This is a genomic window from Psychrobacillus sp. L4 (assembly GCF_042944905.1).
Taxonomy (GTDB): domain Bacteria; phylum Bacillota; class Bacilli; order Bacillales_A; family Planococcaceae; genus Psychrobacillus.
In genome coordinates this window covers 2852085-2876167 of record NZ_CP168496.1, presented here as the reverse complement: position 1 = coordinate 2876167, position 24083 = coordinate 2852085, and the positions used below count along the sequence as shown (strand labels likewise).

The window sequence follows — 24083 nt, the reverse complement described above, 5'->3', positions numbered from 1 at the left end:
GAACCCCCTTCTAACATGCATGTTTTCTATGGTATCACTAATAATGATAATAAACATCAATATTACTCATTTTACATGATAGTGGTTTATAAAGTTTAATGTATAAGGGAAAACCGAGAAGGAGATTGTTGTTTGATGAAAAATAATATTTTATTAGGTACTTTTTTATGTTTTATTGCGAGTGTGTCATGGGGTGCTATGTTTCCTGTCGCACATGATGCTTTTAAATATATTGATCCGTTTTACTTTACTATTTTCCGTTATGGAACAGTAACAGCTATTTTAGTTGTGATTCTTTTATGGAAAGAAGGTAAACAGGCATTTCGATTTGAAGGAAAAGGGATACTATTGTGGTTTTTCGGTACGATGGCTTTTACTGTATATAACTTACTAATCTTTTTTGGAGAAAATCTCTTAGGAGGGCCAGGGGTGATGGTTGCTTCAATTATGGAATCTTTAATGCCGATGATATCTATAGTGATATTTTGGATACTACATAGAAGAAAACCATTTACGTTCACATTAGTATGTGTATTACTAGCTTTTATCGGCGCTTTGCTCGTGATTACGAAAGGAAATTTTAGTGCATTCTTATCTGCAACAGACAATATCATTCCATTTTTCCTTATCTTATTAGCGGTTATTGGATGGGTTGTCTATACAATGGGAGGAAATAAGTTTAGAGGTTGGTCTGCGCTGCGCTATTCAACGTTAAGCTGTCTATTAGGAACAGGAACTGCGGCTGTAATCGTTTTTGTATTAACTCTTTCTGGAAAGATAGATTTACCGACAATGGAAACAATCAAAATTGTAAGTCCGCATTTATCCTTCATGATTATTTTTCCTGGGGTTATTGCCTTGCTAGGATGGAATATTGGAGTTAGTATCCTCTCTCCTTTAAATGGTCTATTATTTATTAACTTCGTGCCAGTTACAACGCTTGTTATTTCCGGTATTCAAGGCAATGAAGTTACATCTTATGAAGTAATAGGTGTCGGGCTCATCATATTCGCTTTAATTTCCAATAATATTTTTGTCAGAATGAGACAGAAGTTTGATGCACTGAAGCAGGTCAAAAGAAGTTTACAAGAAAGTGTTTCTTAAATTTATGAATAAAAGTGTTTTCTTTTACAGATGAAATTCTGTAGAAAGAAAACACTTTTTTTATTGAAAAGGGATAACTCAACTAATGAAGAATTTAACAACAATATACGGAAGAAAAGAAGTTACTCATGAGAATAGTCTTAACTTGAATACCTGCTCTAAACAATAACATCGACATAATTCACCTAAATGAATTATGTCGACCTTTTTAATTACTGAATTATTTCTGTTTATCAACAACGATATATGGTTGTAATTGGAATGGTTTTGGTGCAATATTGCGGTCATTCCATTGTGCAAACCAGCGCTCTAATGGATAGAAATAATAGCCATCTTGCCATTGATCGGAAGTATCATAAGGATCAGCAAAGATTAACATATCATCACCAATGCCTGGTGTGCCATTATTATCGTAACCAATGATTGCTTGCCAATGCCCGTCCCAATCTGACCATTCAACCATAATAGGACGGTTATTTGATAAGTGATTTGTTAACCATTTAACAAAATAGCTATCTTTAGCATCTTTAACCCAAGCTTCTGTAGTGTCAGTGTTTTCAGAAGCATATAAGCTATTCCAAGTAAATGTAGCAGGGAGGTTACCTACGTTATTTTCTGTAGCGCCATCTGTATCTTTAATTAAATCAGATGCTGCAACATCTTTACGATAACTTGTATCAACAACTTCAAAACCTTCTAGGCTTGAAAAGAAATCATTGAGTTGACTTACATCTGAACCATATTCAGGGAAATTGTTTGCTGAGCCAGGCTTTGCTCCTGGTATATCAAGATCTGTCATTGCTTTCATTTTTTCAGCAATTTCCATCTCCGTTAAATCCGTTACACCAAAATGATTTGCTACCATTAAGGATGTAGCTGGACCACAAGACCATTCAGTCGTTTGTTGGAACGTTTTAAAATTTTCTATAATAAGTAACTGATCATCTGATTTAGCATGATAAAAATCTGGTGTTTTGTAGTAGCGAGAATTCTTGTTATCTCCCGCAAATGCATAACCATCTGCTCCACCCATTTCATCAAAATCTTTACCTTCAATTGTTGGTGGTTTAACTGCCACAGTAGTTTCGGCTGACGCTTTTGTATCTACTTCCTTATTAACTTCCGCTTCTTTTGTATCTGAGTTTGCTGAGCATGCAGATAATAATAGCATTGCGGATGCTAAAACTGCTGTAAGGGTTCTTTTCATTTATCCCCATCCTTTTCATAATTTTTAAACACAAGAATTGATTATATAGTAAGTTTCTTTAGTATCAATAGTTAAAATTGCCTAAAGTTATTAATATGTAAGCTTTTATAAATTCCCGCTTAACTTTATCTATGCAGAGTATCTCTATAAACTAGCATCGAACTTATTAAAGTGGGCAAAGAAAGCGTTGTTTGTATAGTGCGCACCATATAGTCTCTAAATAGTAACCACCTGGATTTAGCGCTCTGGTATTCGCTTTCCGCGGGCGTTGCCTCAGCCTCCTCGCTGCGCTGCGGGGTCTTCAGCTAACGCTATTCCCGCAGGAGTCTCATACCGCCGCGCTAAATCCAACTTTATGTGGCACTTCTTAGAAATCATATCCGATAAATCGGTAAATTAGATAAAATACTCTGTTAACGCGACCACTAACCAATATATTGCGTAAATGCCTTTTAATGTTGCGTAAAAAGAATCTTATGTTGCGCATTATTTAATGGGTGATTGTATCCGGATGAATAGAGTGTATATTTTTGCCGTTGTGCGGCACTATCAAATAGTTAGCAAGGCTCTATGAGATTGGAGCGAAAGGGCGGCGACTCCTGCCGGATGAGTGAGACAGATGAGCCATCACAAACGGCGCGCATGCGACGGTGATGGCTCATCGCTCACCCGGCGGAAAGCGTCCGCCCTGCAGCGAAAATCCATGCGGTAACTAATGCGCACTATATAAAAAATCCGTTCTATATTATGCGTAATAAAAAAACGCTGTGTGCCCGAAATTTTACCTTCGTCCGTACCGAAACGAAAACAAACAAATTCTAACGAAGATTTTAATGCTTTCCTTACAAGTGTCTTGTGTAAGAAAGTGGTTAATCAACAGACGTGGTTTCCTGCAATAAATTCATTATGATAATTCCTCGACTAAATTCTCCAAAAGCGTAACACTGAATTCATCTTCCGTTCACCTAGCGATACTATACTCTAGATATCAAGAAAATACGGAGGCGGCGTAAAAATGAATATTGCATGGAAAGAAATGAAAAAGAATAAAGCAAAGTTTACGATATTAGGATCAATCATATTTTTAGTCAGCTTTTTAACATTTATCATTTCTGGATTATCAAATGGGCTATCTCAAGATAATGCGGCTTTGATAAAAGATTTACCAGATGGACAATTCTATATGAATGCGGATGCGAATGAAACGTACAATCTTTCGAGAATAGATGTAGATGCACAAGCAGACATATTAAATAAACAGAAAGATGCAATGGCATTTTCGATTCAAATGGGTTTTGTGAACGATACGGAAGACAAGCAGCATAGTGTCGCTTTTGTCACTTCAACAGATTCGAAGTTATTTGAATCCGTAGGTAAAGGTGAAGTAATCCTCGATCGCTCAATGGAAGACGATGGGATAAAAGTCGGAGATATCTTAACGAACAATCAGTTTAATGGAGAATTTAAAGTGACGGGATTTGTTGATCAACAAAAATATAGTCATGCCCCTGTTGCTTTCATTAATATGGAAGACTATAAAGAAATTTACCGTGCACATGAAATGCAATTGATTTTCATACCGGGTAAAGAGAAAGTACAAGATATATCGGGTTTACAATCATTTTCTAATAAAGATTTCCTAAATACGATTCCAAGTTACAATGCGGAACAAATGTCACTAAATATGATTGTTTGGTTTTTGGTGGTCATTAGTGGAATGTTGTTCGCAATATTCTTCTACATGATGAACGTTCAAAAGATTGGGCTATACGGAATCTTGAAGGCGCTCGGTGTTAAAACAAGCCGATTGTTCGGTATGATGTGGTATCAAATGATTGTTATCACCTTGATTGCACTTGTATTGTCTGTTGCGTTAAGCCAAGGTTTTGCAACGATTGCACCTGAAGGAATGCCTTTCAGCTTAACACTCGCTACAACTATTCAATTATCGATCATTTTTATAATCATCGGATTTATAGGCGCAACGCTTTCTGGACTTCAAATTAAAAAAGTGGAACCATTGCAAGCTATCCAACAAGGAGAGGTGTAATATGACAATCTTTACAATCGACGAAGTAACAAAAACGTTTACGAATGGTGAAGTGCAAGAACAAGTATTAAAAGGTATTAACCTTTCTCTTCAAGAAGGAGAAATAACTGCCTTAGTTGGTGCATCTGGCTCAGGTAAAAGTACAATCCTTACCATTGCCGCAGGACTGCAACGCGCATCAGATGGCAAAGTAATCTTCCAAGGAAAAAATATGACGAACATGAACCAGGAGCAGATTCGAAAGATACGAGCAAGCGAGTTTGGATTTGTTTTTCAATCATCCCACCTCGTCCCATTTCTCACAGTAGAAGAACAACTGATGCTAATGCTAGACGTGTCAGAAACGAAGATGAGTAAACGTGTACAAAAAGAAGAAGTGGAAAAAACACTCAAATTGGTAGAAATGGATCATCGAAAAGAAGCCTATCCCGCGTCATTATCAGGTGGAGAAAAACAACGAGTGGCAATAGCCCGTGCAATCATCCACCAGCCTAAAATGCTATTTGCGGATGAGCCAACAGCAAGCCTCGACTCAAAAAGATCGAAAGACGTCATGACATTGATTCGAGAGTTGACGAAGACGTTGAACATCACGACGTTGATGGTAACCCATGACGAAGAAATGCTCCCTTACGCGGATCATATTATTACAATGAAAGATGGGTTAGTTTTATAATCCGGATTAAAAGCAGTCCACGAGAGCCAAAAACATTTGGTATAAGTGGGCTGTTTTTTCTATTATTTCATTAACTAAAGTGAAGCACCTTTCACTACAGAAATTTTGTAGAAAGAAGAAGATTTTTCATTTCATTTTCATGTATTTTATTTTTATATTAACATTATTTATTAATTAATATAAAAAAATTTAATTATTTAATAAAAATATTGATTTTATAAAGTAGTTGATATATGATGAATACAAATGAAAGGAGGAATTAACAGTTATATGGGATATCCAGTTATTAGTCATTGCCCTGTATGTAGTGAAACGTTAAAAATCACAAAGCTACATTGCTCTCATTGTCACACAACGATTGAAAATGAATTTGAATTATCCAAATTGGCTTCCCTCTCAAGTGAGCAACTTCGATTTGTTGAAGTATTTCTAACATGTCGAGGCAATATTAAGGAAGTTGAAAAGGAATTGGGGATTTCATATCCAACAGTTCGGGGGAAATTAAATGAGGTTGTTAGTTCCCTTGGATACGAAACAAAGAAGAAAAACGAAGTGGACGAGAAAAAAGTTATTGAAATGTTAGAAAGCGGAGAAATAACTTCGGAAGAAGCGCTGAAGCTTTTAAAAGATGAATAGGGGGAATTAGAGATGAATGCAGAAATTGAAAAAGTATTAAATATGGTACAGGAAGGGAAAGTGGATGCAGCAAAGGCATCTGAGCTTATCCAAGTATTAAAAGTTAGAGAATCTGGAAGCACTACTTCACCAAGGTCTACTACCTATGCAGACAAAATGTTGAAAGTACGTGTTGTATCAGCTGAAAATGATAATGTTAATGTCAATTTGCCAATTAAGCTTGTGAAAGTTGTATTATTAGCTGGTCACAATATTGCTTCGAGTATTCCTCAATCGCAAAAATATGTAAAGGATATCGATATTAGTTTAATTCTAGATGCAATTGAAAATGAATTAGACGGACAAATTGTCGATGTTAGATCTGCAAATGGCGACACAATTTCCGTTACGATTGAATAGAGTACCCATATGTTAAACGTAAAGGTGAAATCAAAGGCAGTAAGACTCTCTATTCCAGTTCCTTATCTGGTGTTAAACATCGGTATTACTATACTTTCTTCCCAATTGTTGAATAAAATGATAAACAAATGGACCATTGAAGGCATGAAGGGAAAAGAAATGTCAGTTATGATTCCGCAATTTAATAAAAAGGAATTACAGGAAATTGTGAAAGAACTGAAAAGGCATAGAGGGCTTAGTATAGTTGACGTAAAAGCAAAAGATGGAACAGAAGTTTTTATAAGGTTGTAGATGATTGAATAGGCAAAAACTAAAAAAGCATTTTATTCTACAGCTTAATAAGATGCTTTTGAATACGCTCCTTGTGTTAGAAATAAATTAGACATTTGTTATGAAGTTGTGTCTAGCATAGTGAACCTGTATAATAACGGTTATTCATTGAAAATTCCTGCAATTATGTTATAATGAAATAGAAATTGAGTATATTAAAAAAGACTGTTTGGTGCAACTAACACCAAAACAGTCTTGCAATAAAATAGTATCGCTCCAAAGGCGATCAGCAGTTTAGGTAGAGTAAACCGTCCCGTCACTGACTAGGTTGTAGGGGCGGTTTACTTTTTTTGTGAAAAAGTATATGACAGTGCAAGAATAGATACGATTAACGTAGAAAAGCCAATCATTAGCACCAATACTTGGAAAGTAGTCATAGCAACATCTCCTTCCTCTCCTCACCAAAAAATATCGGTGAAAAGTAAATCGGAATGAAATGCTAACCGCCCTTGAAACCCTATTCTATTACTCTTAAATTATACCATACACATATGCTGTTTACGTTGAATTTTCTGAATAGGACGGCAGCACAACAGCAAAACAGTCTCCGGGACATATAAGGTTACAAATATAATAATGGCGAAGCTAATTTAACATTACTCAGCACCTTGCCTACTGCGACGAGCCTACGCAACTGTGGATCGATAATAATCTTGCGTGCTATGACACCGAGGTATAATTTTTAGGAAGTCTGGTAGTCTAGTCTGAGTTTACTAAATGATGATTATGACGTAATACTTTATATTTGAGAGCTACTTCTACTGCCAAGAAAAATTGTAGAAAGTAGGCTCTTTTTTTTAGGTAATAAGCTATACTAAGAATATTGAAAAAAGGTTGGTGGATTACTTGCAAAAATACATAGGTGAAATATTATTGATAATAACAGCCATTATATGGGGAAGTGGATTTGTTTCAAGTGCCATTTCGTTAGAATATTATACTCCTTATCAAATTCTAGCGGGAAGATTCTTAATTGGTGCAGTTATACTAAGTATTGTATTTCACAAAAAACTAAAGAAAGTAAATAAAAGTACTTTAATGAAAGGAACCTTATTAGGAATCATTCTATATCTTGGTTTTGCTCTTCAAACTGTAGGACTGCAATATACAACTCCGTCGAAAAATGCATTCTTAACATCAGTAAACGTTGTAATTGTACCTTTTATTGGACTTTTCTTATACAAGAGGAAAATTGATATGTTCGAATTAATTGGTGCAGTTTTGGCCATAATTGGTATAGCGGTATTATCTCTTAAGTTTTCTTCTGAAATTAATATAGGAGATTTGCTAACTCTCTGTTGTGCGATTGGTTTTGCATTTCATATATTTTATACATCTAAGTTTGTAAAAAATGAGGATCCAGTTGCTCTTACGATTGTTCAAATGATCGTTGCAGGAATTGTAGGATGTGTTGTTGTACTATTCAGAGGAGAATCTTCCTTTTCTTTGGAAACAGAAGGGATCATGAACCTTCTTTACCTAGGTGTTTTTTCAACAACGATTGCTTTTTTAATGCAAACAGTTGCTCAGAAATACACTTCGGAAACAAAAGCAGCAATTATTTTATCAACAGAATCCTTCTGGGGAATGGCGTTTTCGATAGTCATTTTAAGTGAAGTAATGACATTTAAAATGACTATCGGTGCAATCCTCATACTTTTTGCAATTATCATATCTGAAACGAAGTTTGGTTTTTTGAAAAAGAAAAGTATGGAAGAAATAATTTGAGTAAGAGAGCGTTTCTACAATGGATAGAGACGCTTTTTTTTATTGTTAAAAAAAGGGTAAATCTTAACCATTGGAGAATTAAAAGAAGAATGAAGAAAAATGGATAGAAATAAAGGGGATTGTAAATGATACATATTGTAAATGGAGATGCAGTAGGAAATAAGATTCAAGGAATAGATGGAGAAATTATTGTATGGAGAGAGATGTATGATTTTGGTCCATTGAGTTTAGAATGGTCAAAAGAGAAGCAAATACAAAGGCGTGCTATTTTTTTTGAGGAAAGACTAGGTATTCCTTCCGCATTTTTTATTTCCAATTGTGAGAAACAAAATCACCTTCTAAATAATATATCAACAAATGAGGAGGTTGTTCTTTGGTTTGAGCATGATCGGTATGACCAAACAATGCTCATGTATTTATTAACAGAACTATCTTCAAAGGGATTTGAAAAGCTATCCATGATAAGTATTGACCAATACCCTGGCATTTATCCTTTCCATGGATTGGGTCAGTTATCTTCCCAACAATTAATGGCACTAGTAGATGATAAAAAAGAGATAACAATGGAACAAATTCATGAGGCTGTTTCAGGTTGGATAGCATATAACTCGAATAATAAAGAGGATATTGAAAAATGGATTCAAACAGAACAGCATTTTCTTCCTTTTCTTCTTCCAGTTTTTAAAGAGCATGAAAGTTATTTTCCATCTCCAAAAACTGGCTTAAATGAAGTGGAATACTTATCGCTTCATCTAATTAACGAAGGAGTATGCCAATTCTACGAGTTATTTAGGATCGTAACTGAAAAAAGAGTAAATGCTGGATTAAGCGATTTGCATTTTGCTGCTATTTTAAACGAATTAATGAAGGGAAAGAATCCGTTACTTTCAAGTGATCTTCCTTTGCCAAGTTATCAACTTTCTTCGTCAAATGCCAAGTTAGAATTAACATCTCACGGTTTAGATGTGTTAAACGGGAAGAAAAATCGGTTGGATTTTGTGGGGATCGATTGGTGGATTGCCGGTGTTCATATACAAAAGAATGCTTCCAGTTAAGCAGAATAATGAAGAGTCGATTCCTTAACAATCAGGATATCGACTTTTTTGATTTTATAAAAACGTTTCGAAAATAAATTAATAATTTTTGCACATAATAATAAAAGTCCTTTTTAATGCAATTTATTTTCTAAAAGCATTAATTTCATTGGTCTGTATTAAACGGGTGTTTATTGCGAAAGATAAGGACGAATCTTAGCAATTAGCGAAAGGAGTGTTTTTATGGAGAATATACGAGAAGGTTTAATCCCTACAGTACTTGGAACAGCCGTAACAACTACAGGTATGGTATTGCGTAACAATAGAAGCATTTCACCGTTAATATCGAGTTCGATTATTGGTTTCGGTTTAGCTCATATTGTATTAGGGGCAATCGATTTAGTCGAACATCGTCGCTAAAGATTCGTAAGGGAAGGCATTCTTTCCTTCCCTTTATAACTTGCTCCACATAAAACATAAGGAGGTGTTAATCCATGAGAATTATATCTCGGATTGCTTTAGTCTTAGTTATAATTGGTGCGATCAACTGGGGTCTAATTGGGTTTTTCAGGTACGATTTAGTCTCCTCTATATTTGGTGGAGAGACTACAGGATTATCTAGAATAATTTTTAGTCTTGTTGGACTAAGTGGACTACTATGCTTACCACTTCTGTTTGACCCTGTTGGAGACGTAGATGTAGTTTCAGACAGAGATCATAGAAGCTACAGAAATCCTAATTTAGGAACTGAACTTGGTGACGAACCAGACTTTACAGATGTAAGAGACGTTTCTAAAAAGGACTATGATAAAGATTAGTCTCCGATAAAAAACTGATAACCCTATCACTGGGTTGTCAGTTTTTTTATGCTTTTTGTAAAAAGGAAAGGAAATATTGTAACACATCACGAAGATAACATAATGGCTTTATGGAAGGAGAATACAAATGTTTTTTGTAAATGTGGAAGGTGCAGTATTTAGAGATGATAAGTGGCTTTTAATCAGAAGAAGCAAAAAGGAAGAACATGCAGGAGGAGAATTGGCTTTAGTAGGTGGAACAGTAGACAATGAAGGTGATTCTCGAGATATTTTGGAAAGAACACTTCGACGTGAGTTGTTTGAAGAAGTTGGGGTTGAAGTAAAGGATCCTATTCAATATGTACGGAATACTTCTTTTGTATTGGCAAATGACAAAGAGGTTGTAGACATTGTTTTTCTTTGTGAATTCGATAAAGGGGAACCATACGCCAAAAGTCCAGATGAGGTGGAATCTATTCACTGGATGACTGCGGATGAAATTGTAAAAAACGAGGAAATACAATCCTATTTGCGCGACAGTATTGTAGCAGCCGAGGCTTTGAGGATCAGAAAATGATGGAGGGATTCGAACATGAATACTAAGTCACTAGAAAAAAACAAACATAGTTGGGAAGCTGCAGCAGAACGTTTTTATGGAAGAAATCCACTTCCTGAGTATGGACCAATGGCTCCACTTGAAGATAATCTTAATCTATTTGGGGATATTACGAATTTAAAAGTGTTAGACATCGGGTGTGGTAGTGGGCATTCATTACAATATATGAATCAGCGAAATGCAGCTGAACTATGGGGCTTAGATCTATCTGAAAAACAAATTAATTCTGCGAACCTATTACTAGCGGGTTGTGGTTCACCTGTTCAACTATTTCAATTACCAATGGAAGTTAATCCAGGCTTGCCACATAACTATTTTGACATTGTATATTCTATCTATGCTCTAGGTTGGACAACTGATTTAGACAAGACGTTATCCAATATTAATAAATATTTGAAACAAGGTGGCCTTTTTATTTTTAGTTGGGAGCATCCATTGCATAGCCGAGTAAGTAATGAAGATGGAGTCCTAACTTTTAATAAATCGTATCATGAGGAAGGTCCATACGACCATGAGGGATGGGGGAACCCCGCAATTATGCAACAGTTTAGAATCAGTACGTATATTAATACATTAATTAATCACGGTTTTCAGATTGAGAAAGTGGTGGAGGATGTTTGGTGCTCTGAAGAAGACATTAAAAGGCATGAAAATAGATGGTACTCATACGAAAAAGCAAAATCTATACCAACTACGTTAATTATTAAATGTAGAAAGCTTTAGGAGGATAACTAATTGAAAATCTATGACACAGTTCCATACTTTCTTGAAAATTATGAACCCTCCATTGATTTTTTAAGAAGTTATTATGAAAAGTATCCGGATATCTTTGAAGAATATTTTGCTTTTCATTGTAAGGACACGGAAGAAAGGCATAGTGAATCAATTAAAAAATATCCGCAGCATTTTACAATTATAAAGCAAGTGCACAAAAATATTCTCCCAGTAATTGAAGAAATAGAGGGAGAATATAGGGAACTTTATCAAATTTCTTTTCCTGTAGATATCAACCTGATCGTGGGAGGTTTTGGCTCAAATGCCTACACCCACCGTCAAATCATTCCGAACATCACGTTTGCATTAGAAAAATTATCACCTAATCCTGAACATTTGAGGGTAATCGTTGCACATGAATTTGGTCATGCAGCACAGAATATACTGTCAGATCAAGTAGGTATAGACTGGACTAAGATCAAATGGACTAGTCTACTTATTGGGCTTTATCAAGAAGGATCAGCCACCCATCTGTCTCGAAAGACAGTTGTAAACCTACATCCTTCTATCTATTTTTCTTATAATGACGAGGGCTATGATTGGCTAGCTTTCGCTCATGCTAATACAAGCGAAATAAAGAAAGCATTTGTAGATGATTATTTAACTTTAACACGAGATGAACTATTTCATGAGTGGTTTTCCATCAATGGAGGAAAAAAGTTTGGATACAGTAGATTAGCATATTTCATAGGAGATTTGTTCTTTCAATATGAAGTGAACAAACTAGGAGAAATGGCTGCAATAGTAGCTTGGAAAGATGAGAACTTTGAAGAGAGAGTGAAACAATGGTTGTTTCAAGAATAATAACGAATAAGGAGAATCTCATGACAAATACAATAATGAATGACAATTTGGAAGAATATGATAATTCAGTTTCCTATGATATCGAAAATAATGCTTATGTGGGGGAAATCCCATTTCTAATGGAGTGGGCTTCAAAGAATAGAGGCACCATCATTGATTTAGCTTGTGGTACAGGGAGAATAACGATTCCTTTAGCACAAAAAGGCTTAAACTTAATTGGGGTTGACCTACATGCGGGTATGCTTGAACAAGCAAAGAAAAAAGCAGAAGAACTTCAATTACAGATTGAATGGTTGGAGCAAGACTGCACTCAACTAAATTTAAATTGTCAAAGTCCATTAATCTATATGGTAGGGAACTCCTTTCAACATTTTCATACGAATGAATCTCAAAACATGCTTTTATCTTCTATCCATGCACATTTAGAGGAGGATGGAATTTTTATTTTTGGAACGAGGTTTCCTAACGCAGAAGAGTTACTGCAACCGAGTACCGAAGAATATTGGAAAACGTATAAAGATGTAACATGTAATAAAGAGGTAGATGTTTATACGATTAGTAACTATGATGCCTTGAGTCAAATTCAACACTATACGACAATTAGGAAGTTTAAAAATGCGGATGGCATTGTCGTTGATGAAACAAGAACGCATATAAGCTTGAGGTATACATATCCAAAAGAAATGGAAAGGCTATTATACGAAAATGGGTTTGATATTTTACAAGTGAATAAGGATTGGAAAGGAACACCAATTAGTAACGAAAGCTATGAAATGATTTATGTTTGTAAAAAGAGGATTTATGAAAAAGAAAAATAAAATATATTTGATTTTATTCATTGTAGTTATTGCAATTTTTTCATTCAAGTATTGGAATGATTATCGTGAACGAGATTTAGAGGATTTAATCCGATTGAAAAAAAGTGATTTTATAGGTTTTTCCTTTACAAATAGTGGCATTCCTATTCTAGACGACAAAAGTGATGGGTGGGGAACCAAGGATATAGAGCCAGTAGATGAACTTCTAAATTTTTTAAGCCAATATCGAGTGAAAAAGCAAAAGGAGAATTTCTTCGATACTAATTACAAAGGGAAGAGATTTGGATTCACAATCCATCATAATAAATCTAATCCTACTATGGTTACGGTGGAGGAAAAATATGTTCATATTTATAACGGGAAATATTACGAAGTAGTCAATGATACAATCGATATGGACTGGTTGAATGCATATTTTGAAAAATATCAGAAAGAATATAACAGGTAGTCTATTGGGAAGGAACAAAACAGGGTTTAAGCCTAAACATAGGAGAATGTTCAGGGCATTTAATGTATTAATGGTATAATTGAAGAAAAAAGTGCGGGGTGGTCACTGTGAGTGAAAAAGCATTAAAACGTATTCCGTTAGATAAGTTAATGGATTTAAAGGTAGATTATGCGTTTAAACAAATGTTTGGCAGTGAAAAAAATAAAGAAATTACCGTCGTATTTCTAAATGCGATTTTAAAACGCACAGGTAGAGATATTATTAAGGAAATCATATTTAAAAATGTGGAAATTGGTGGCGAGTATCTTAATGATAAGCAATCACGATTAGACATTTTAGTAAAAACGCAGGATGATCAGCAAGTTAATGTGGAAATTCAATTCACGAATAAATATGATCTGGTGAAACGTACTATTTATTATTGGTCACAGGTATATAGCGATCAGATTGCGAAAGGTATGGGTTATGCTGAATTAAATCCTACAATTACATTAAACATTTTGAACTTTAATTTATTTTCAGAAACAGACTTATTTCATACAACTTTTCACTTATACGAAGATGAAGAAAAATTTCGTATGGACAATATAATGGAATTTCACTTTATTGAGATACCAAAATTACTAAGGCATTGGAAGGAAGAACGACTTGATCCTTGGAATGACGTATTAGCACGATGGCTATTATTACTTGGTATTGTTGATCATCGAAAAGACCGTGTATATGAGGATATTTACAAGGAATTGGAGGAGATTGCTATGAAAGATGAACATCTAATGGATGCCTTTGCTATTTGGGAAGAGATTAGTTCTACTCCTGATGGATTATTAGCGTATCGTACTCGTTTAAAGCAGGTAATGGATGAAGAATCGATTATCAGGGAAGCAGAACTACGAGAAAAGGCTGCGTTGGAAAAAGGTTTAGAAAAAGGTTTAGAACAAGGTACTCAAATTGCTAACGAGAAAACTGCATATAGATTACTACAGACAAATTTAAGTTTAGAGGATATTGCAAAAGCAACCGAACTTTCCATAGAAAGAGTAGAGGAACTAAAAAAGAAAGCTGGCTTTTGATTTTTTTTAGTCAATGATAGTCAGATATTTCGTAAAGGGAAATTCTTATAATGTTCTATTGGGAAAAGCTGTCTTAAGGTCAAGTGAATGACCTTAAGACATTTCTTTTCTATGAATCACGTAATTAATCGTTAAAAAAGGCAAAGAAAATATCCGCATTTCATGCTTAGCACGAAGCTCTCCCTCATTTATTTCCTCTAGCAAAAATTTTTCTTGTAGTGGTAATTTGAATACGTATTTATTAGTAGCTAAATAGATTCCCATATCCGAATCACTAGCTCCTTTGCTTGTTAAGACAAGCTTCTCTCCCTGCTGATGCAATTCCAGTATTCCAACCATTGATGACCTTGGCAGTGGCAAAGCGATATTCATATACGTTTTATTATTCGCTCGATGGGATGAGTAGAGAGCGACAAAAATGATCTCTTCATTAATTTTTCGGACCCATGCCCTTGTTTTTGTGCGGCCGTCTTCTATTGCAACTATATCTCCAGTCATTTCCATTTGTTTATTAGAATAAGGTAGGTTGAGTTGCTGTATTCTCCTACTAATAAGTTTATAAATAGCTGCAAATGGCTTAAACCAAGTGTGCCAATGCACCTCAGAGAATAATCTGTATTGAGTTGTATTTTCGTAAAAATCGATGATGGTAGCAGATATGGTTTCCTTCTCCACATACATATTCATATCATCGACAAGCCCTTTGTAAGTTCTCTTCTCCAGATGATCAGTTAAAATTTGCTCTCCAATTATGTACTTTCCTTTAACTTTGCTAACGGGAAAAAGCCAATCTTGCCTTTTGGATGGAGGCGTGAAAATGGACCAACCAATAATTCCACAAATGGCGAATAAAATACAATTAAAAAAACCATGAAAACGAAGCATAAAATCAATGCCTATACTAAAAATTCTTGTAGCATACAGTAAGGAGAAAATAATGGTAACCCCTAACGAACCGAATGATATAAGCACAAACACTTTTTGTCGTACACTTGCAAAAGTGGTTTTAATAGTTAATACAATTAGTCCATAAATCCCAATAATATAAAGAAGCACGGAAACAACTTCAAGCCAAGGGAAGAAGGTTATACCTATTGCTACAACGATCGGAGAAATTAAAATGATGGTACAGAATATTTTATATGCAGTTGTCTTATATAAACGACCAAGAAATCCTACGAAAATGGGCAATAAGAAAGCAGAATAATGAAAGTGAATTCCAGTTAACCATGTAAGAATAGGTGAAAAACCCGTATCAATTTCGGCAACAGAAGAAAAGAACCAAATACCCCCAATGAATAAATACATCATCCCAGCATCAATCGAAAATTCTTCTAAATGCGCAAAGCCTCGGCGGATAAAACGGCCGAATCCATATAAAGCAATGACTAATGTAAAAAGTAGATAAATGCTTGCAAATAATATATCGAACTTTGTATCCGTCGTTATTTGTAAAATAAAAACAGATGCAAAAGCTGGTATCGCAAAATAATAATACATTCGATTTTCTTGTTTCAAGATTAATTGTAAAGTGAATGGTACAAATAAAAGTTGAGCAACTGTTAGCATTAAAAAATACCAAGGTGTTACACTAAAAAACATAGTAGCTAGAAATAAAATAATATGCATTAATACAATACTTTTAAAAGTCATTCGCTCGAAATTCTCCTTCATATTCAAATAAAATGCCGATTAACGGATTCGTAATGACGACATGTATCGAAAAAACGTCTCTTTCTTCTATATAATATTCATTTGCTTGTACAATACCTTGAAAAATTCTGGATAGGGGAATTTCAATTAATCCAAGAACCAATCGCTGTTTTCTTGATTCAATTTGCATATGTCCTTCTTTTGAAACAAAGAAAGCCAGTTCGGAGTAAAATAAACTCGGTTCTCCTAGATAATCTTTTACGATGTCTTCATTAGAATCTAGGCTCATAAGTGCATTAAAATATCTTTTCTTTTTAGGAAACTGAAAGATTCTTTCCCAGTGGACTTGGTTCTCGCCGTTTGCCCCGATTCGACTACTGTTTACTATAGAAAAAGGAATTCTTTCTCCTTGCTCTGGAAATAAAAACTTCCAACGAGTTCCAAGCAAAAACAAGGGGAGCAGCCATTTAGGTCCTCCGCTTATTTTCTTCATGGTGCCAGTTGCTTTAAAAGGTTTCCCATCAGGAAGTGCATATCTTTTTTGGAGCATTGGCTGAAGCTGATAAAATTGATCACCAAGTATTTGTTTATAGATAGACATTTAAATGCTCCTTATCTTGTTCGTTTGCAGCTTTTAGCAGACGGAATATCCTTCCTCATGAAAAATCCAATAATAGAAAGACCGAATAAAGTTACGTTAAAAGTTAAAGGATTAAATGGATGACTAAGAATAGCGGGATCCGCAAAAATGGCTGATAAGGTGAGCAGTGGGAAAAGGATTAATTGTATTCCTAGTAATCTTTTTTTATTAGAATAGAGTAACCAAATGAAACCAAAGACTATTTCCGCCATGCCAATTGTCGCAACAATGCCAGCTGCTTCACTTGTTGTGATAGCTAGTAATCTTTTCGTCATAGACACTTCTTCTGGATGCATCATTATCAATTTAGGTACTAAGCCTTGATATACCCATACGAAAAAGAATAAGAGTGTGATGATCCAATGACTGAAAAATCGACTATATTGTGCAGATGGAGATTCTCCTTTTTCAAGCCATCTTTTTAATACATCGAAGCTTAGTGCAGTTGCCCATCCGATAAGTGGTCGAAAAACAAGATGGTCAAAGAACTTACCTATCGCACCAAAATTAGTTTCATAATCGTATTGTGTAAGAAATATAATCGAATTTAGTTCAGGCTTATACTTCCAATAGCCTTTTCCTTCGCGAATGATAGAAATCGCTTGGTCCGTCCCAAAGTGCAAGGAAGATGTTCTCGAATCGTCCTTTGCATGAAAAGTTCCAACACTTTTTCCCCACCCAGCAATGTTTAAACCAAATCCAATATTCGTTTTATATTCAAAATGCTGCGGTTCATGTTCATCTTTTGGTAAATAGGTGATAGAAGAAAAGCGAAGATCCCATTGCTCATGCAGTTTCGGATTCTGCGTGGCATCCCACAACTTTTCCATTTCCGTATTGATAGCTGTTTCAACATATATGGCTTTCCTCTTCATTCGTTTCACCTCTAGTCAAGCTTATCACAAGATGGTATGTGTCAAGTTTTTCTCGACATAGTATTAACACCAGTATTTTAAGCACTCTCTATCTGTACACTTATTAAGCTACCGCGCTAACGCTTGCTGGCCTAGATATATTTGTCACGTTCTAAAAACCAAGAACCTGACAAATACATCTAGGGTACTATCTAAAGCTTTTTACTAGTTGTCCAATTGCTGTTGAATGCGCAATATACAAGCTAATAGAACCCTGTTTGGCGCCGATGGATGGTCTAGTGGGATTACGGAGTATCTCGGACATACGAACTACCTTTTTCACTTCTCGTTGCTGTCTTTCACTTCTACGCTGATGGTGCAGATACACATCACGTAATGTCCCATTTAACATGCCTTGTTTCACTTTTACCATGGCTTCTCCACCTTCTTGACTCCAATGCATTCCTCTTTTTTTCATACGAAAGGAAATATGCCGTTGATTCGATTCCATTGCACCAAGGCTTCTCGCATCCTTTGGTGAGTTCTCCACTTTCTCACGCCAGTCAAAAATACGATCCCAGTTATTCTGAATGTAAGAGCGAAACACGTTTACTTTTTCTATTTTTTTCGGGTCTTCTAGCGTGCTTTCATACGTATCTAACCATAACGTAAAGTCCTTCAACTCATGAGCCTTCATAGCCTTCCGAATGCCATTCTTATAGTCACTTTTTCCTCCACTTAATGCACGATTCAATGCTTGCGCAATATGATACTTGTCTAATTGATTTAACACGGGAAACCGTGATTGGGAAAAGGCTTCTTGAAACTTCTCGGATGTATATCCCAATCCTCCATCACTGTTTGTAATAACGCAGGCATTTTCCAACGAATAATGATGGGCACTGAACGCTTGGACTTCCCCCCAAAACTTAGTAGTGGGCTGTGTTGTCATAATGACTTTTGGTTCACGTAAGGATACTCTTTTTCCGTTTTTATCCCAGCCCTCATGTACAATCGCATGACGCACTTCCAAACTTTTTTTCTTCTCGGTTCCTCGAACAAATACACCATCTGCTTCCGCATAGAAGAAGTCCACTTTTTTTCCCTCTGGAAGGGAAGCTGCCTCTTCTAATTCCGCTACCATTTCTTCATCTGCCTGTGCTTGTGCCATCCCTACCCGCTTCACGATACTTCCTACAGTCGTATGGCTAACCTCTACAGCGGTCCACTCTTTCAGCACACGTGCAGCCTCACGATACGTATTTTCACTTGCCAATTCTGCCACTTTCACTTCTACCAAAGAACTCTGCCGTTGGTGTCTTCTTAAGCCCAACCACTCATCCAAAGGGTAATGATTATCCCCTTTTTTATCCGCCATAAGTGTATGACGGAAACGAACAGATCCAAAGGTGAATTGAACTGTTTTCCAGTCATCTCTCTTCACCGTCCAACCTAGTTCTTGTTTTTGTTCTTTTATAACCTGATTTATCTTGGTGAAAACGTCCCCCAAAAGAGAAGCAAACACTTGGTACATATATAGTTGGATACTTTCTTCCATCTCGATTAGATTATCAGTATCCTTTATTATTTGGTAGACTTTTGATATAATGGATTCCATAAGAAGGCCTCTTTCTAGATGTATTTGCCCTACGAAGCATACATTTATGATAGAGCGCCTTCTTTATTTTTTCTAGTGGAAACCCTCGAGAAATATTTTACACATACACAAGATGAAGGAATTTTGGATAATGATGGAGAATAGATAAGTAGGTAAAGCTACATCTTATGTTGGGGATATAAATTAAAAAAATTGTTTGAGGAAGGAGATAAGATGAAAAAGAAGAGATCAGTTAAACAGCAGCTAGTTACTGGATGCATTTTACTAGGAATGCTAGTTGTATTGGGAAGTTTGCAAGTAGTTTTTTCTCCTTACACTTTCGTTAGAGGAGTAATGATAATTGCAGTGATAGGTTGCTCAGCAGGAATAGGAGCATATATAAGAGAATTTTTTATCGTAAAGAATAGCAACCAATTGAACAAATGATACTCGTATTTTTATTCAATGAGCTGGCGGGTCAGTACAATATGGTGGAGGTGAACAAATGTCTTTTAAGACTATTATCCAATTATGTATCGCTTCCATGTTTTTGGTATTTTCTACTCTTGTCGCTTGGTATGAAGGAAGTAGTATATTAAATACACCCTGGGAATGGAGATATACCGCTATTTTTTCTGAAATAGTTAATGGTCCGGTGATGCAAGCAGACGATATTTTAACAATTGATTATTTTGTATATGCTGCTAAGTTTACAGCTATATTTCCTTTGCTTATGTTACTTAGTAGTACGTACATTATAATCCTTCTGGGATATGTTTTATTCAAACGTAACATTAAGAAGTATTCCTACTTCCTATCTTGTATTGGCGTTATATTCTTAGTATTAAGTGTTCTTGTATCGAGTTCACCAACTATTGGTTTGAAGATTTTTTTCAATTGTTTTCTTTTATTGGGCATTTTACTAATAGTTATTGCGCTACTTAGATTGTTTAATCTAACGATATTCCGGAAACAGATGCTGTAAATGATGCTGAATTTAACCAATTTATATCAGTCTTTGATTAGAGGTGAAAAATTGATTTACGTAGTTAGGCATGGACAAACTGATTTGAATAAAGAAGGAAGAATGCAAGGAAGATTAGGCTTGCCATTAAATGCGAGTGGAATAGAACAAGCGGAACTTTTAAGAGACGAACTTCAAAACATAAAATTCGATTATGTTTTTTCATCCCCACAAGAAAGAGCGATTCAAACAGCAGAGATAGCAACGGGTATTAAAGTAATAATCGATACTAGACTGGATGTATTTGATTTAGGAGAAGCTGATCGATTAAAAAAAGCAGAAGTAAAAATGGATGGAGTAGTTCCTGATTCTAGTGTTTATAAGAGCGTTGAAGACATCCATAGCTATATAAAGAGGGTTTTTTTCTTCATGAAGGAACTAGAAGCTGACAATGGCAAAAGACAACTAAACATTTTAATATCTGGACACAAATGTACAACTGGCTGTATTGGTGCTTATTTTGAAGGTATACCAAAAGATAAAAATATACTAAGATTTCCCTCAAATAATGGTAAATATAAAGTATATAATCTCGGTAAAAATGAGGTTAGGAGGTGGAGTAATGGAACAAAAAACACTTAGTCGTGTAAATCAAATAGGGTGGAATCAATCCGCTTATCAAGCTTGGACTAATCGACATGGTTCACCTAAAGAATACGCTAAAAAGTTAATGGAAAAACCAACAGATGCTGTATCTCACTATTTGAATCTCATAGGCACTGTAAAAGGTAAAAAAATTGCTAACTTCTTGGGGTCTAAAGGGAATAAGGCTGTATCTTTTGCGCTATTAGGAGCAGATGTTACGGTAGTGGATATATCGGAAGAAAATAGAAAATATGCGATGGAGCTAGCAAAAGAAGCCCATGTAAATATGAAGTACATAGTTTCAGATATTTTAGAAGTTTCAGAGAACGAAGGATTAGCGGATTTTGATTGCGTGATATTAGAACTAGGTGTATTACATTACTTCGTTGATTTACTACCTCTATTTAAAGTGGTGTACGATTCACTTAAGCCAGGCGGTCAATTTATTTTAAGAGATTATCATCCTATCGTTTCAAAATTAGTGCATGTTGAAGGAAATAAAATGATCGCAAATGGAGATTATTTTAGTAAAGAAGTGGTGGAAGAGAATGTTGCTTATAGCATTTTGCTACCAGAGGAAGAGAGTGCTGCTTTGAGTAAAGTAAACATTCGAAGATGGACTTTAGGTGAAATTGTTACAGCCATTTCAAATTCCGGACTTCATATTAACTATCTAGACGAAGAAGCAGGGGTTAAGTGGGCATTTCCTGCAAATTCACCTGAAAGGGTAGAAAATAATATGCCTGGATTATATACGTTAATTGCCTTAAAGTATAAATGGAGAGACAAATCATAAAATATATGGTTTTGTCTCTCTTTCATTTGTTTTTAACTATATATTCACTTGAAAAACGCTTATAACTATCTAACTATTACATTTCAGGCTGAGTACCACATAGCTCAATCCGAGTGCCGCATAAATTATTCTGAGTACCACATAAACTGGACCGAGTGCCACATAACTCAATCTGAGTACCACATATCCACCAATCAAATACTTAAGACTTTTCCAATTTCATCATATAAAACCCGCTCCAAGCAAATACAATGGAAGCTACATAAAAGATGCTGCCAATCGTCAGAAAATCAACTAAATACCCCGTAACTATAACTGCAATAGCTGCACCAATAGATGTCCAAATATGATAGAGACCAATTTCCTTGCCTGCCGTCTCTTTTTTTATAGTACGAGCTAGAACTGTTTTTTCCGAATTCTTCTGAACCGCTCCAAGTAATCCCATCACAACTTGAAGGCCATAAACATGCCAAATTTCATAAGCAAGTGGAAAAACGAGCAATATCAGTGCCATTCCCCAGGAATAAATGATTAATAGAATTTTATCTCCCGTTTTATCAGCGAGCTTTCCAATTATGGGGTAACTTAATGCTGCAGTTAGTGCAAATATTCCATATGCCCATCCGAACTGTGAATAGCTGCTACCGACATTTTTTAACAGCAAGACATAGAATGGGAAAATCATACTTGCCGCCATACCTATAGTGCTTTGATAGACAATAAATCTTCTGTAATTCATCAATGATACTCCTCATAGAAAAGATTCTTGAACCGGTGATTAGGATCATATTTTTCCTTCATTTCAAAGAATTCTTCTGCTCTAGGATATGCCTCTTCCAACTGTTCTTTTGTGGGGTATTGATAGTAAGGAAGATAATAGCTTCCATCATGAGCTAACGTAATATCAATCATCTTTCGAACTACTTGACCTGTTTCTACGATACTGTCTTTACTAGTTCCTTGATTTATAAGTAATACGAGAGCAAACATGTCTTCTTTTGCATAAGACAGGACTGCCTCGTCATTCTTCTTTACATATCGAATAGTAATGTTCAGCAAATTAAAGTCTTTTTCCTTTTGAAGCATTTCTCTTAAGTCATCTATATAGTTGGTAAATTCATCTACTGGTACGAAATATTCTTGCAATATTTCCGTTTTACTTGTACTGTCATATTCCATAAAGGCTGATTCCGAGCGCATCACATTATTTCTTGAAATATAAGAGTCATCAATCTTCTTATTGTATGTTTCTTGTGTTTTCCAAAACATATTCTTTCCCCAATCATTGATACGAGAAAGACCTAGAAAGAATTTTGGGACTGCGATTATGCTCTCACGTTTTAATGTAGAGTGTTTGTTTAGCAGTGATTGGTCAGTGGTGAAATAGTTCGTAATATACATATCGGTCAAAAGGTTATCTGGTGCAACTGAAATTCTTGCCAGATGCATTTTTACAGTATCCTTTCCAAGGACATTAGTAGCGAAATAAGAACTATATTCATCGTAAGCTAGCGATTTTGTTTGAACTTGATAGAGTTCATCATCCGTCAATTGCAATGTTACATCAAGAATTACACCGAATAACCCGTAACCCCCAATGACCAACCGAAAGAGCTCAGAATTTTCTTCACGACTGACATGAATAATATTCCCTGCTGCATTAAGTAATCTAAATGATGCTACGGATTCAATCAAAGAAGTATTTCGAATGTCGCGGCCGTGCACATTCACACTTAACGAACCACCGACTGTGAAAATATTTTGGGATTGACTAACCATTAAAGCGAGTCCATATGGGTTGATATAGGATTGGATGTCAGCCCAAGTTACTCCACTTTGTACAGTGATGAGTTTATTCTCTTTATCTAATGCTAGAATTTTATTATAGTTTTTCATATCGAGTAGAATGCCATTTGGATAGAGGGTTTGACCTCCTTGACTATGCTGCATACCTGCAATAGAAATTGGATCATCATGCATATTCGCGTCTTCTATAATTTTACGAACATTCTCCTCATCATCGCTTGATTTCACAGCCTTCATCTTGATAGGTAAAAGCCGCCCATAATCCTCTACAATTGGATGGGAAATTTGTAATTGAAATAGTTTAAAGGAGCAAATTAATAAGAGTGCATATAAAATAATAGCGAAATAACGATTTTTGAAAATTAGTCTCGCCTCCTTTTACAAATGCAACTATATTTTACCATTTGAAGAAGTGTTTTTGGGATATTCTTAAAATTAAAGACAATTGAGTGCCACATAACTTATTCCAATTTTACTTAAACCGGGCTGAGTGCCACATAACCAAATCAAACACCACATAAGCTATTCCGAGTGCCACATAACTCGAATTGAGCACCACATAAGCAAGTCCGAGTGCCACATAACCCGAATCGAACACCACATAAGCTAGTCCGACTACCACATACCCAAAGTG

At 35.5% G+C, this 24083-nt stretch carries 28 protein-coding genes; 20 read left to right on the top strand and 8 right to left on the bottom strand.

Annotated elements, in window-relative coordinates:
* Positions 1-132 precede the first annotated feature (132 nt).
* Positions 133-1104 (top strand): DMT family transporter, encoded by a 972-nt coding sequence (locus ACEPXG_RS13855; RefSeq protein ID WP_391203509.1) that lies wholly within the window; start codon positions 133-135, stop codon positions 1102-1104.
* 220 nt (positions 1105-1324) lie between these two features.
* Here the strand turns inward: ACEPXG_RS13855 and ACEPXG_RS13850 are convergent, their stop codons facing one another.
* Positions 1325-2311, bottom strand: coding sequence for a C39 family peptidase (locus ACEPXG_RS13850; protein WP_391203505.1), 987 nt, complete (start codon positions 2309-2311; stop codon positions 1325-1327).
* Positions 2312-3326: 1015 nt separating this feature from the next.
* Between ACEPXG_RS13850 and ACEPXG_RS13845 the strand changes: the two genes are divergently transcribed.
* The 5 genes from ACEPXG_RS13845 to ACEPXG_RS13825 all read left to right on the top strand — a co-directional run bounded on the left by ACEPXG_RS13845 (position 3327) and on the right by ACEPXG_RS13825 (position 6363).
* Positions 3327-4361, top strand: a complete 1035-nt coding sequence (locus ACEPXG_RS13845; RefSeq protein ID WP_391203502.1) for an ABC transporter permease — start codon at positions 3327-3329, stop codon at positions 4359-4361.
* 1 nt (position 4362) lies between these two features.
* Positions 4363-5037, top strand: coding sequence for an ABC transporter ATP-binding protein (locus ACEPXG_RS13840; RefSeq protein ID WP_391203499.1), 675 nt, complete (start codon positions 4363-4365; stop codon positions 5035-5037).
* Between the two features lie 270 nt (positions 5038-5307).
* Positions 5308-5673 (top strand): DUF2089 domain-containing protein, encoded by a 366-nt coding sequence (locus ACEPXG_RS13835; protein ID WP_391209924.1) that lies wholly within the window; start codon positions 5308-5310, stop codon positions 5671-5673.
* Positions 5674-5685: 12 nt separating this feature from the next.
* On the top strand, positions 5686-6072 hold the full coding sequence (locus ACEPXG_RS13830) for an SHOCT-like domain-containing protein (protein WP_391203496.1): 387 nt from the start codon (positions 5686-5688) through the stop codon (positions 6070-6072).
* Positions 6073-6081: 9 nt separating this feature from the next.
* Positions 6082-6363: a hypothetical protein gene (locus ACEPXG_RS13825; RefSeq protein WP_391203493.1), complete on the top strand. Its 282-nt coding sequence runs from the start codon at positions 6082-6084 to the stop codon at positions 6361-6363.
* A gap of 320 nt (positions 6364-6683) precedes the next feature.
* On the opposite strand, the gene ACEPXG_RS13820 is transcribed toward ACEPXG_RS13825, so the two are convergent.
* Positions 6684-6779: a putative holin-like toxin gene (locus tag ACEPXG_RS13820; protein ID WP_391203490.1), complete on the bottom strand. Its 96-nt coding sequence runs from the start codon at positions 6777-6779 to the stop codon at positions 6684-6686.
* Positions 6780-7248: 469 nt separating this feature from the next.
* Here ACEPXG_RS13820 and ACEPXG_RS13815 point away from each other — a divergent pair, with 469 nt between their 5' ends.
* The 10 genes from ACEPXG_RS13815 (at position 7249) to ACEPXG_RS13770 (ending at position 14494) form a co-directional block, all read left to right on the top strand.
* On the top strand, positions 7249-8130 hold the full coding sequence (locus ACEPXG_RS13815) for a DMT family transporter (RefSeq protein ID WP_391203487.1): 882 nt from the start codon (positions 7249-7251) through the stop codon (positions 8128-8130).
* Positions 8131-8255: 125 nt separating this feature from the next.
* Positions 8256-9185 carry a DUF1835 domain-containing protein gene (locus ACEPXG_RS13810; RefSeq protein WP_391203484.1) on the top strand — a complete coding sequence of 310 codons (930 nt, stop codon included), beginning with the start codon at positions 8256-8258 and terminating at the stop codon, positions 9183-9185.
* 222 nt (positions 9186-9407) lie between these two features.
* Positions 9408-9584 (top strand): asparagine synthase, encoded by a 177-nt coding sequence (locus tag ACEPXG_RS13805; RefSeq protein WP_391203481.1) that lies wholly within the window; start codon positions 9408-9410, stop codon positions 9582-9584.
* Between the two features lie 74 nt (positions 9585-9658).
* Positions 9659-9982, top strand: a complete 324-nt coding sequence (locus ACEPXG_RS13800; RefSeq protein ID WP_391203478.1) for a DUF378 domain-containing protein — start codon at positions 9659-9661, stop codon at positions 9980-9982.
* A gap of 127 nt (positions 9983-10109) precedes the next feature.
* Positions 10110-10538: an NUDIX hydrolase gene (locus ACEPXG_RS13795; RefSeq protein WP_391203474.1), complete on the top strand. Its 429-nt coding sequence runs from the start codon at positions 10110-10112 to the stop codon at positions 10536-10538.
* 15 nt (positions 10539-10553) lie between these two features.
* Positions 10554-11300, top strand: a complete 747-nt coding sequence (locus tag ACEPXG_RS13790; protein WP_391203471.1) for a class I SAM-dependent methyltransferase — start codon at positions 10554-10556, stop codon at positions 11298-11300.
* A 12-nt stretch (positions 11301-11312) separates the two neighbouring features.
* The gene (locus ACEPXG_RS13785) at positions 11313-12155 is read left to right on the top strand and encodes a hypothetical protein (protein ID WP_391203468.1); all 843 of its coding nucleotides are present in this window, start codon (positions 11313-11315) and stop codon (positions 12153-12155) included.
* 20 nt (positions 12156-12175) lie between these two features.
* The gene (locus ACEPXG_RS13780) at positions 12176-12973 is read left to right on the top strand and encodes a class I SAM-dependent DNA methyltransferase (protein WP_391203465.1); all 798 of its coding nucleotides are present in this window, start codon (positions 12176-12178) and stop codon (positions 12971-12973) included.
* Complete coding sequence (locus tag ACEPXG_RS13775; protein ID WP_391203462.1) at positions 12957-13421, top strand: hypothetical protein; 465 nt, start codon at positions 12957-12959, stop codon at positions 13419-13421. The genes ACEPXG_RS13780 and ACEPXG_RS13775 overlap by 17 nt, the downstream gene beginning before the upstream one ends.
* Positions 13422-13528: 107 nt before the next feature.
* Entirely contained in the window at positions 13529-14494 is a 966-nt protein-coding gene (locus ACEPXG_RS13770) for an Rpn family recombination-promoting nuclease/putative transposase (RefSeq protein WP_391203459.1), read from the top strand.
* 93 nt (positions 14495-14587) lie between these two features.
* Here the strand turns inward: ACEPXG_RS13770 and ACEPXG_RS13765 are convergent, their stop codons facing one another.
* From ACEPXG_RS13765 to ACEPXG_RS13750, 4 genes are all read right to left on the bottom strand, one after another.
* Positions 14588-16147 (bottom strand): YndJ family protein, encoded by a 1560-nt coding sequence (locus ACEPXG_RS13765; protein ID WP_391203456.1) that lies wholly within the window; start codon positions 16145-16147, stop codon positions 14588-14590.
* Positions 16137-16748: a DUF4166 domain-containing protein gene (locus tag ACEPXG_RS13760; protein WP_391203453.1), complete on the bottom strand. Its 612-nt coding sequence runs from the start codon at positions 16746-16748 to the stop codon at positions 16137-16139. Before ACEPXG_RS13760 ends, ACEPXG_RS13765 begins: the two co-directional genes overlap by 11 nt.
* A gap of 11 nt (positions 16749-16759) precedes the next feature.
* A complete protein-coding gene (locus ACEPXG_RS13755) occupies positions 16760-17662 on the bottom strand; it encodes a DoxX-like family protein (RefSeq protein WP_391203451.1) in 903 nt (300 codons plus the stop codon).
* A gap of 187 nt (positions 17663-17849) precedes the next feature.
* Positions 17850-19259, bottom strand: coding sequence for an ISLre2 family transposase (locus ACEPXG_RS13750; RefSeq protein ID WP_391203448.1), 1410 nt, complete (start codon positions 19257-19259; stop codon positions 17850-17852).
* A 213-nt stretch (positions 19260-19472) separates the two neighbouring features.
* On the opposite strand from ACEPXG_RS13750, the gene ACEPXG_RS13745 reads away from it, so the two are divergent.
* Genes ACEPXG_RS13745 through ACEPXG_RS13730 form a run of 4 tightly spaced genes read left to right on the top strand, consistent with a single transcriptional unit; the run spans position 19473 to position 21643 of the window.
* Positions 19473-19685, top strand: coding sequence for a hypothetical protein (locus ACEPXG_RS13745; protein ID WP_391203445.1), 213 nt, complete (start codon positions 19473-19475; stop codon positions 19683-19685).
* Between the two features lie 58 nt (positions 19686-19743).
* Complete coding sequence (locus ACEPXG_RS13740) at positions 19744-20223, top strand: DUF4306 domain-containing protein (protein WP_391203442.1); 480 nt, start codon at positions 19744-19746, stop codon at positions 20221-20223.
* Between the two features lie 51 nt (positions 20224-20274).
* Positions 20275-20844 carry a histidine phosphatase family protein gene (locus tag ACEPXG_RS13735; RefSeq protein ID WP_391209922.1) on the top strand — a complete coding sequence of 190 codons (570 nt, stop codon included), beginning with the start codon at positions 20275-20277 and terminating at the stop codon, positions 20842-20844.
* Entirely contained in the window at positions 20825-21643 is an 819-nt protein-coding gene (locus ACEPXG_RS13730; protein WP_391203439.1) for a class I SAM-dependent methyltransferase, read from the top strand. Before ACEPXG_RS13735 ends, ACEPXG_RS13730 begins: the two co-directional genes overlap by 20 nt.
* A gap of 202 nt (positions 21644-21845) precedes the next feature.
* Here the strand turns inward: ACEPXG_RS13730 and ACEPXG_RS13725 are convergent, their stop codons facing one another.
* Together ACEPXG_RS13725 and ACEPXG_RS13720 are read right to left on the bottom strand one after the other, a co-directional pair.
* Positions 21846-22382 (bottom strand): MFS transporter, encoded by a 537-nt coding sequence (locus tag ACEPXG_RS13725; RefSeq protein WP_391203436.1) that lies wholly within the window; start codon positions 22380-22382, stop codon positions 21846-21848.
* Positions 22382-23812, bottom strand: coding sequence for an FAD-binding protein (locus ACEPXG_RS13720; RefSeq protein ID WP_391209920.1), 1431 nt, complete (start codon positions 23810-23812; stop codon positions 22382-22384). The genes ACEPXG_RS13725 and ACEPXG_RS13720 overlap by 1 nt, the downstream gene beginning before the upstream one ends.
* Between the last annotated feature and the right edge of the window lie 271 nt (positions 23813-24083).

What these genes read in the sequence shown, in the direction of transcription:
- ACEPXG_RS13850 (WP_391203505.1), bottom strand. Translation starts at nt 2,311, where the DNA reads ATGAAAAGAACCCTTACAGCAGTTTTAGCATCCGCAATGCTATTATTA.
- ACEPXG_RS13845 (WP_391203502.1), top strand. Translation starts at nt 3,327, where the DNA reads ATGAATATTGCATGGAAAGAAATGAAAAAGAATAAAGCAAAGTTTACG.
- ACEPXG_RS13840 (WP_391203499.1), top strand. Translation starts at nt 4,363, where the DNA reads ATGACAATCTTTACAATCGACGAAGTAACAAAAACGTTTACGAATGGT.
- ACEPXG_RS13835 (WP_391209924.1), top strand. Translation starts at nt 5,308, where the DNA reads ATGGGATATCCAGTTATTAGTCATTGCCCTGTATGTAGTGAAACGTTA.
- ACEPXG_RS13830 (WP_391203496.1), top strand. Translation starts at nt 5,686, where the DNA reads ATGAATGCAGAAATTGAAAAAGTATTAAATATGGTACAGGAAGGGAAA.
- ACEPXG_RS13825 (WP_391203493.1), top strand. Translation starts at nt 6,082, where the DNA reads ATGTTAAACGTAAAGGTGAAATCAAAGGCAGTAAGACTCTCTATTCCA.
- ACEPXG_RS13820 (WP_391203490.1), bottom strand. Translation starts at nt 6,779, where the DNA reads ATGACTACTTTCCAAGTATTGGTGCTAATGATTGGCTTTTCTACGTTA.
- ACEPXG_RS13810 (WP_391203484.1), top strand. Translation starts at nt 8,256, where the DNA reads ATGATACATATTGTAAATGGAGATGCAGTAGGAAATAAGATTCAAGGA.
- ACEPXG_RS13805 (WP_391203481.1), top strand. Translation starts at nt 9,408, where the DNA reads ATGGAGAATATACGAGAAGGTTTAATCCCTACAGTACTTGGAACAGCC.
- ACEPXG_RS13800 (WP_391203478.1), top strand. Translation starts at nt 9,659, where the DNA reads ATGAGAATTATATCTCGGATTGCTTTAGTCTTAGTTATAATTGGTGCG.
- ACEPXG_RS13795 (WP_391203474.1), top strand. Translation starts at nt 10,110, where the DNA reads ATGTTTTTTGTAAATGTGGAAGGTGCAGTATTTAGAGATGATAAGTGG.
- ACEPXG_RS13790 (WP_391203471.1), top strand. Translation starts at nt 10,554, where the DNA reads ATGAATACTAAGTCACTAGAAAAAAACAAACATAGTTGGGAAGCTGCA.
- ACEPXG_RS13780 (WP_391203465.1), top strand. Translation starts at nt 12,176, where the DNA reads ATGACAAATACAATAATGAATGACAATTTGGAAGAATATGATAATTCA.
- ACEPXG_RS13775 (WP_391203462.1), top strand. Translation starts at nt 12,957, where the DNA reads ATGAAAAAGAAAAATAAAATATATTTGATTTTATTCATTGTAGTTATT.
- ACEPXG_RS13765 (WP_391203456.1), bottom strand. Translation starts at nt 16,147, where the DNA reads ATGACTTTTAAAAGTATTGTATTAATGCATATTATTTTATTTCTAGCT.
- ACEPXG_RS13760 (WP_391203453.1), bottom strand. Translation starts at nt 16,748, where the DNA reads ATGTCTATCTATAAACAAATACTTGGTGATCAATTTTATCAGCTTCAG.
- ACEPXG_RS13755 (WP_391203451.1), bottom strand. Translation starts at nt 17,662, where the DNA reads ATGAAGAGGAAAGCCATATATGTTGAAACAGCTATCAATACGGAAATG.
- ACEPXG_RS13750 (WP_391203448.1), bottom strand. Translation starts at nt 19,259, where the DNA reads ATGGAATCCATTATATCAAAAGTCTACCAAATAATAAAGGATACTGAT.
- ACEPXG_RS13745 (WP_391203445.1), top strand. Translation starts at nt 19,473, where the DNA reads ATGAAAAAGAAGAGATCAGTTAAACAGCAGCTAGTTACTGGATGCATT.
- ACEPXG_RS13740 (WP_391203442.1), top strand. Translation starts at nt 19,744, where the DNA reads ATGTCTTTTAAGACTATTATCCAATTATGTATCGCTTCCATGTTTTTG.
- ACEPXG_RS13730 (WP_391203439.1), top strand. Translation starts at nt 20,825, where the DNA reads ATGGAACAAAAAACACTTAGTCGTGTAAATCAAATAGGGTGGAATCAA.
- ACEPXG_RS13725 (WP_391203436.1), bottom strand. Translation starts at nt 22,382, where the DNA reads ATGAATTACAGAAGATTTATTGTCTATCAAAGCACTATAGGTATGGCG.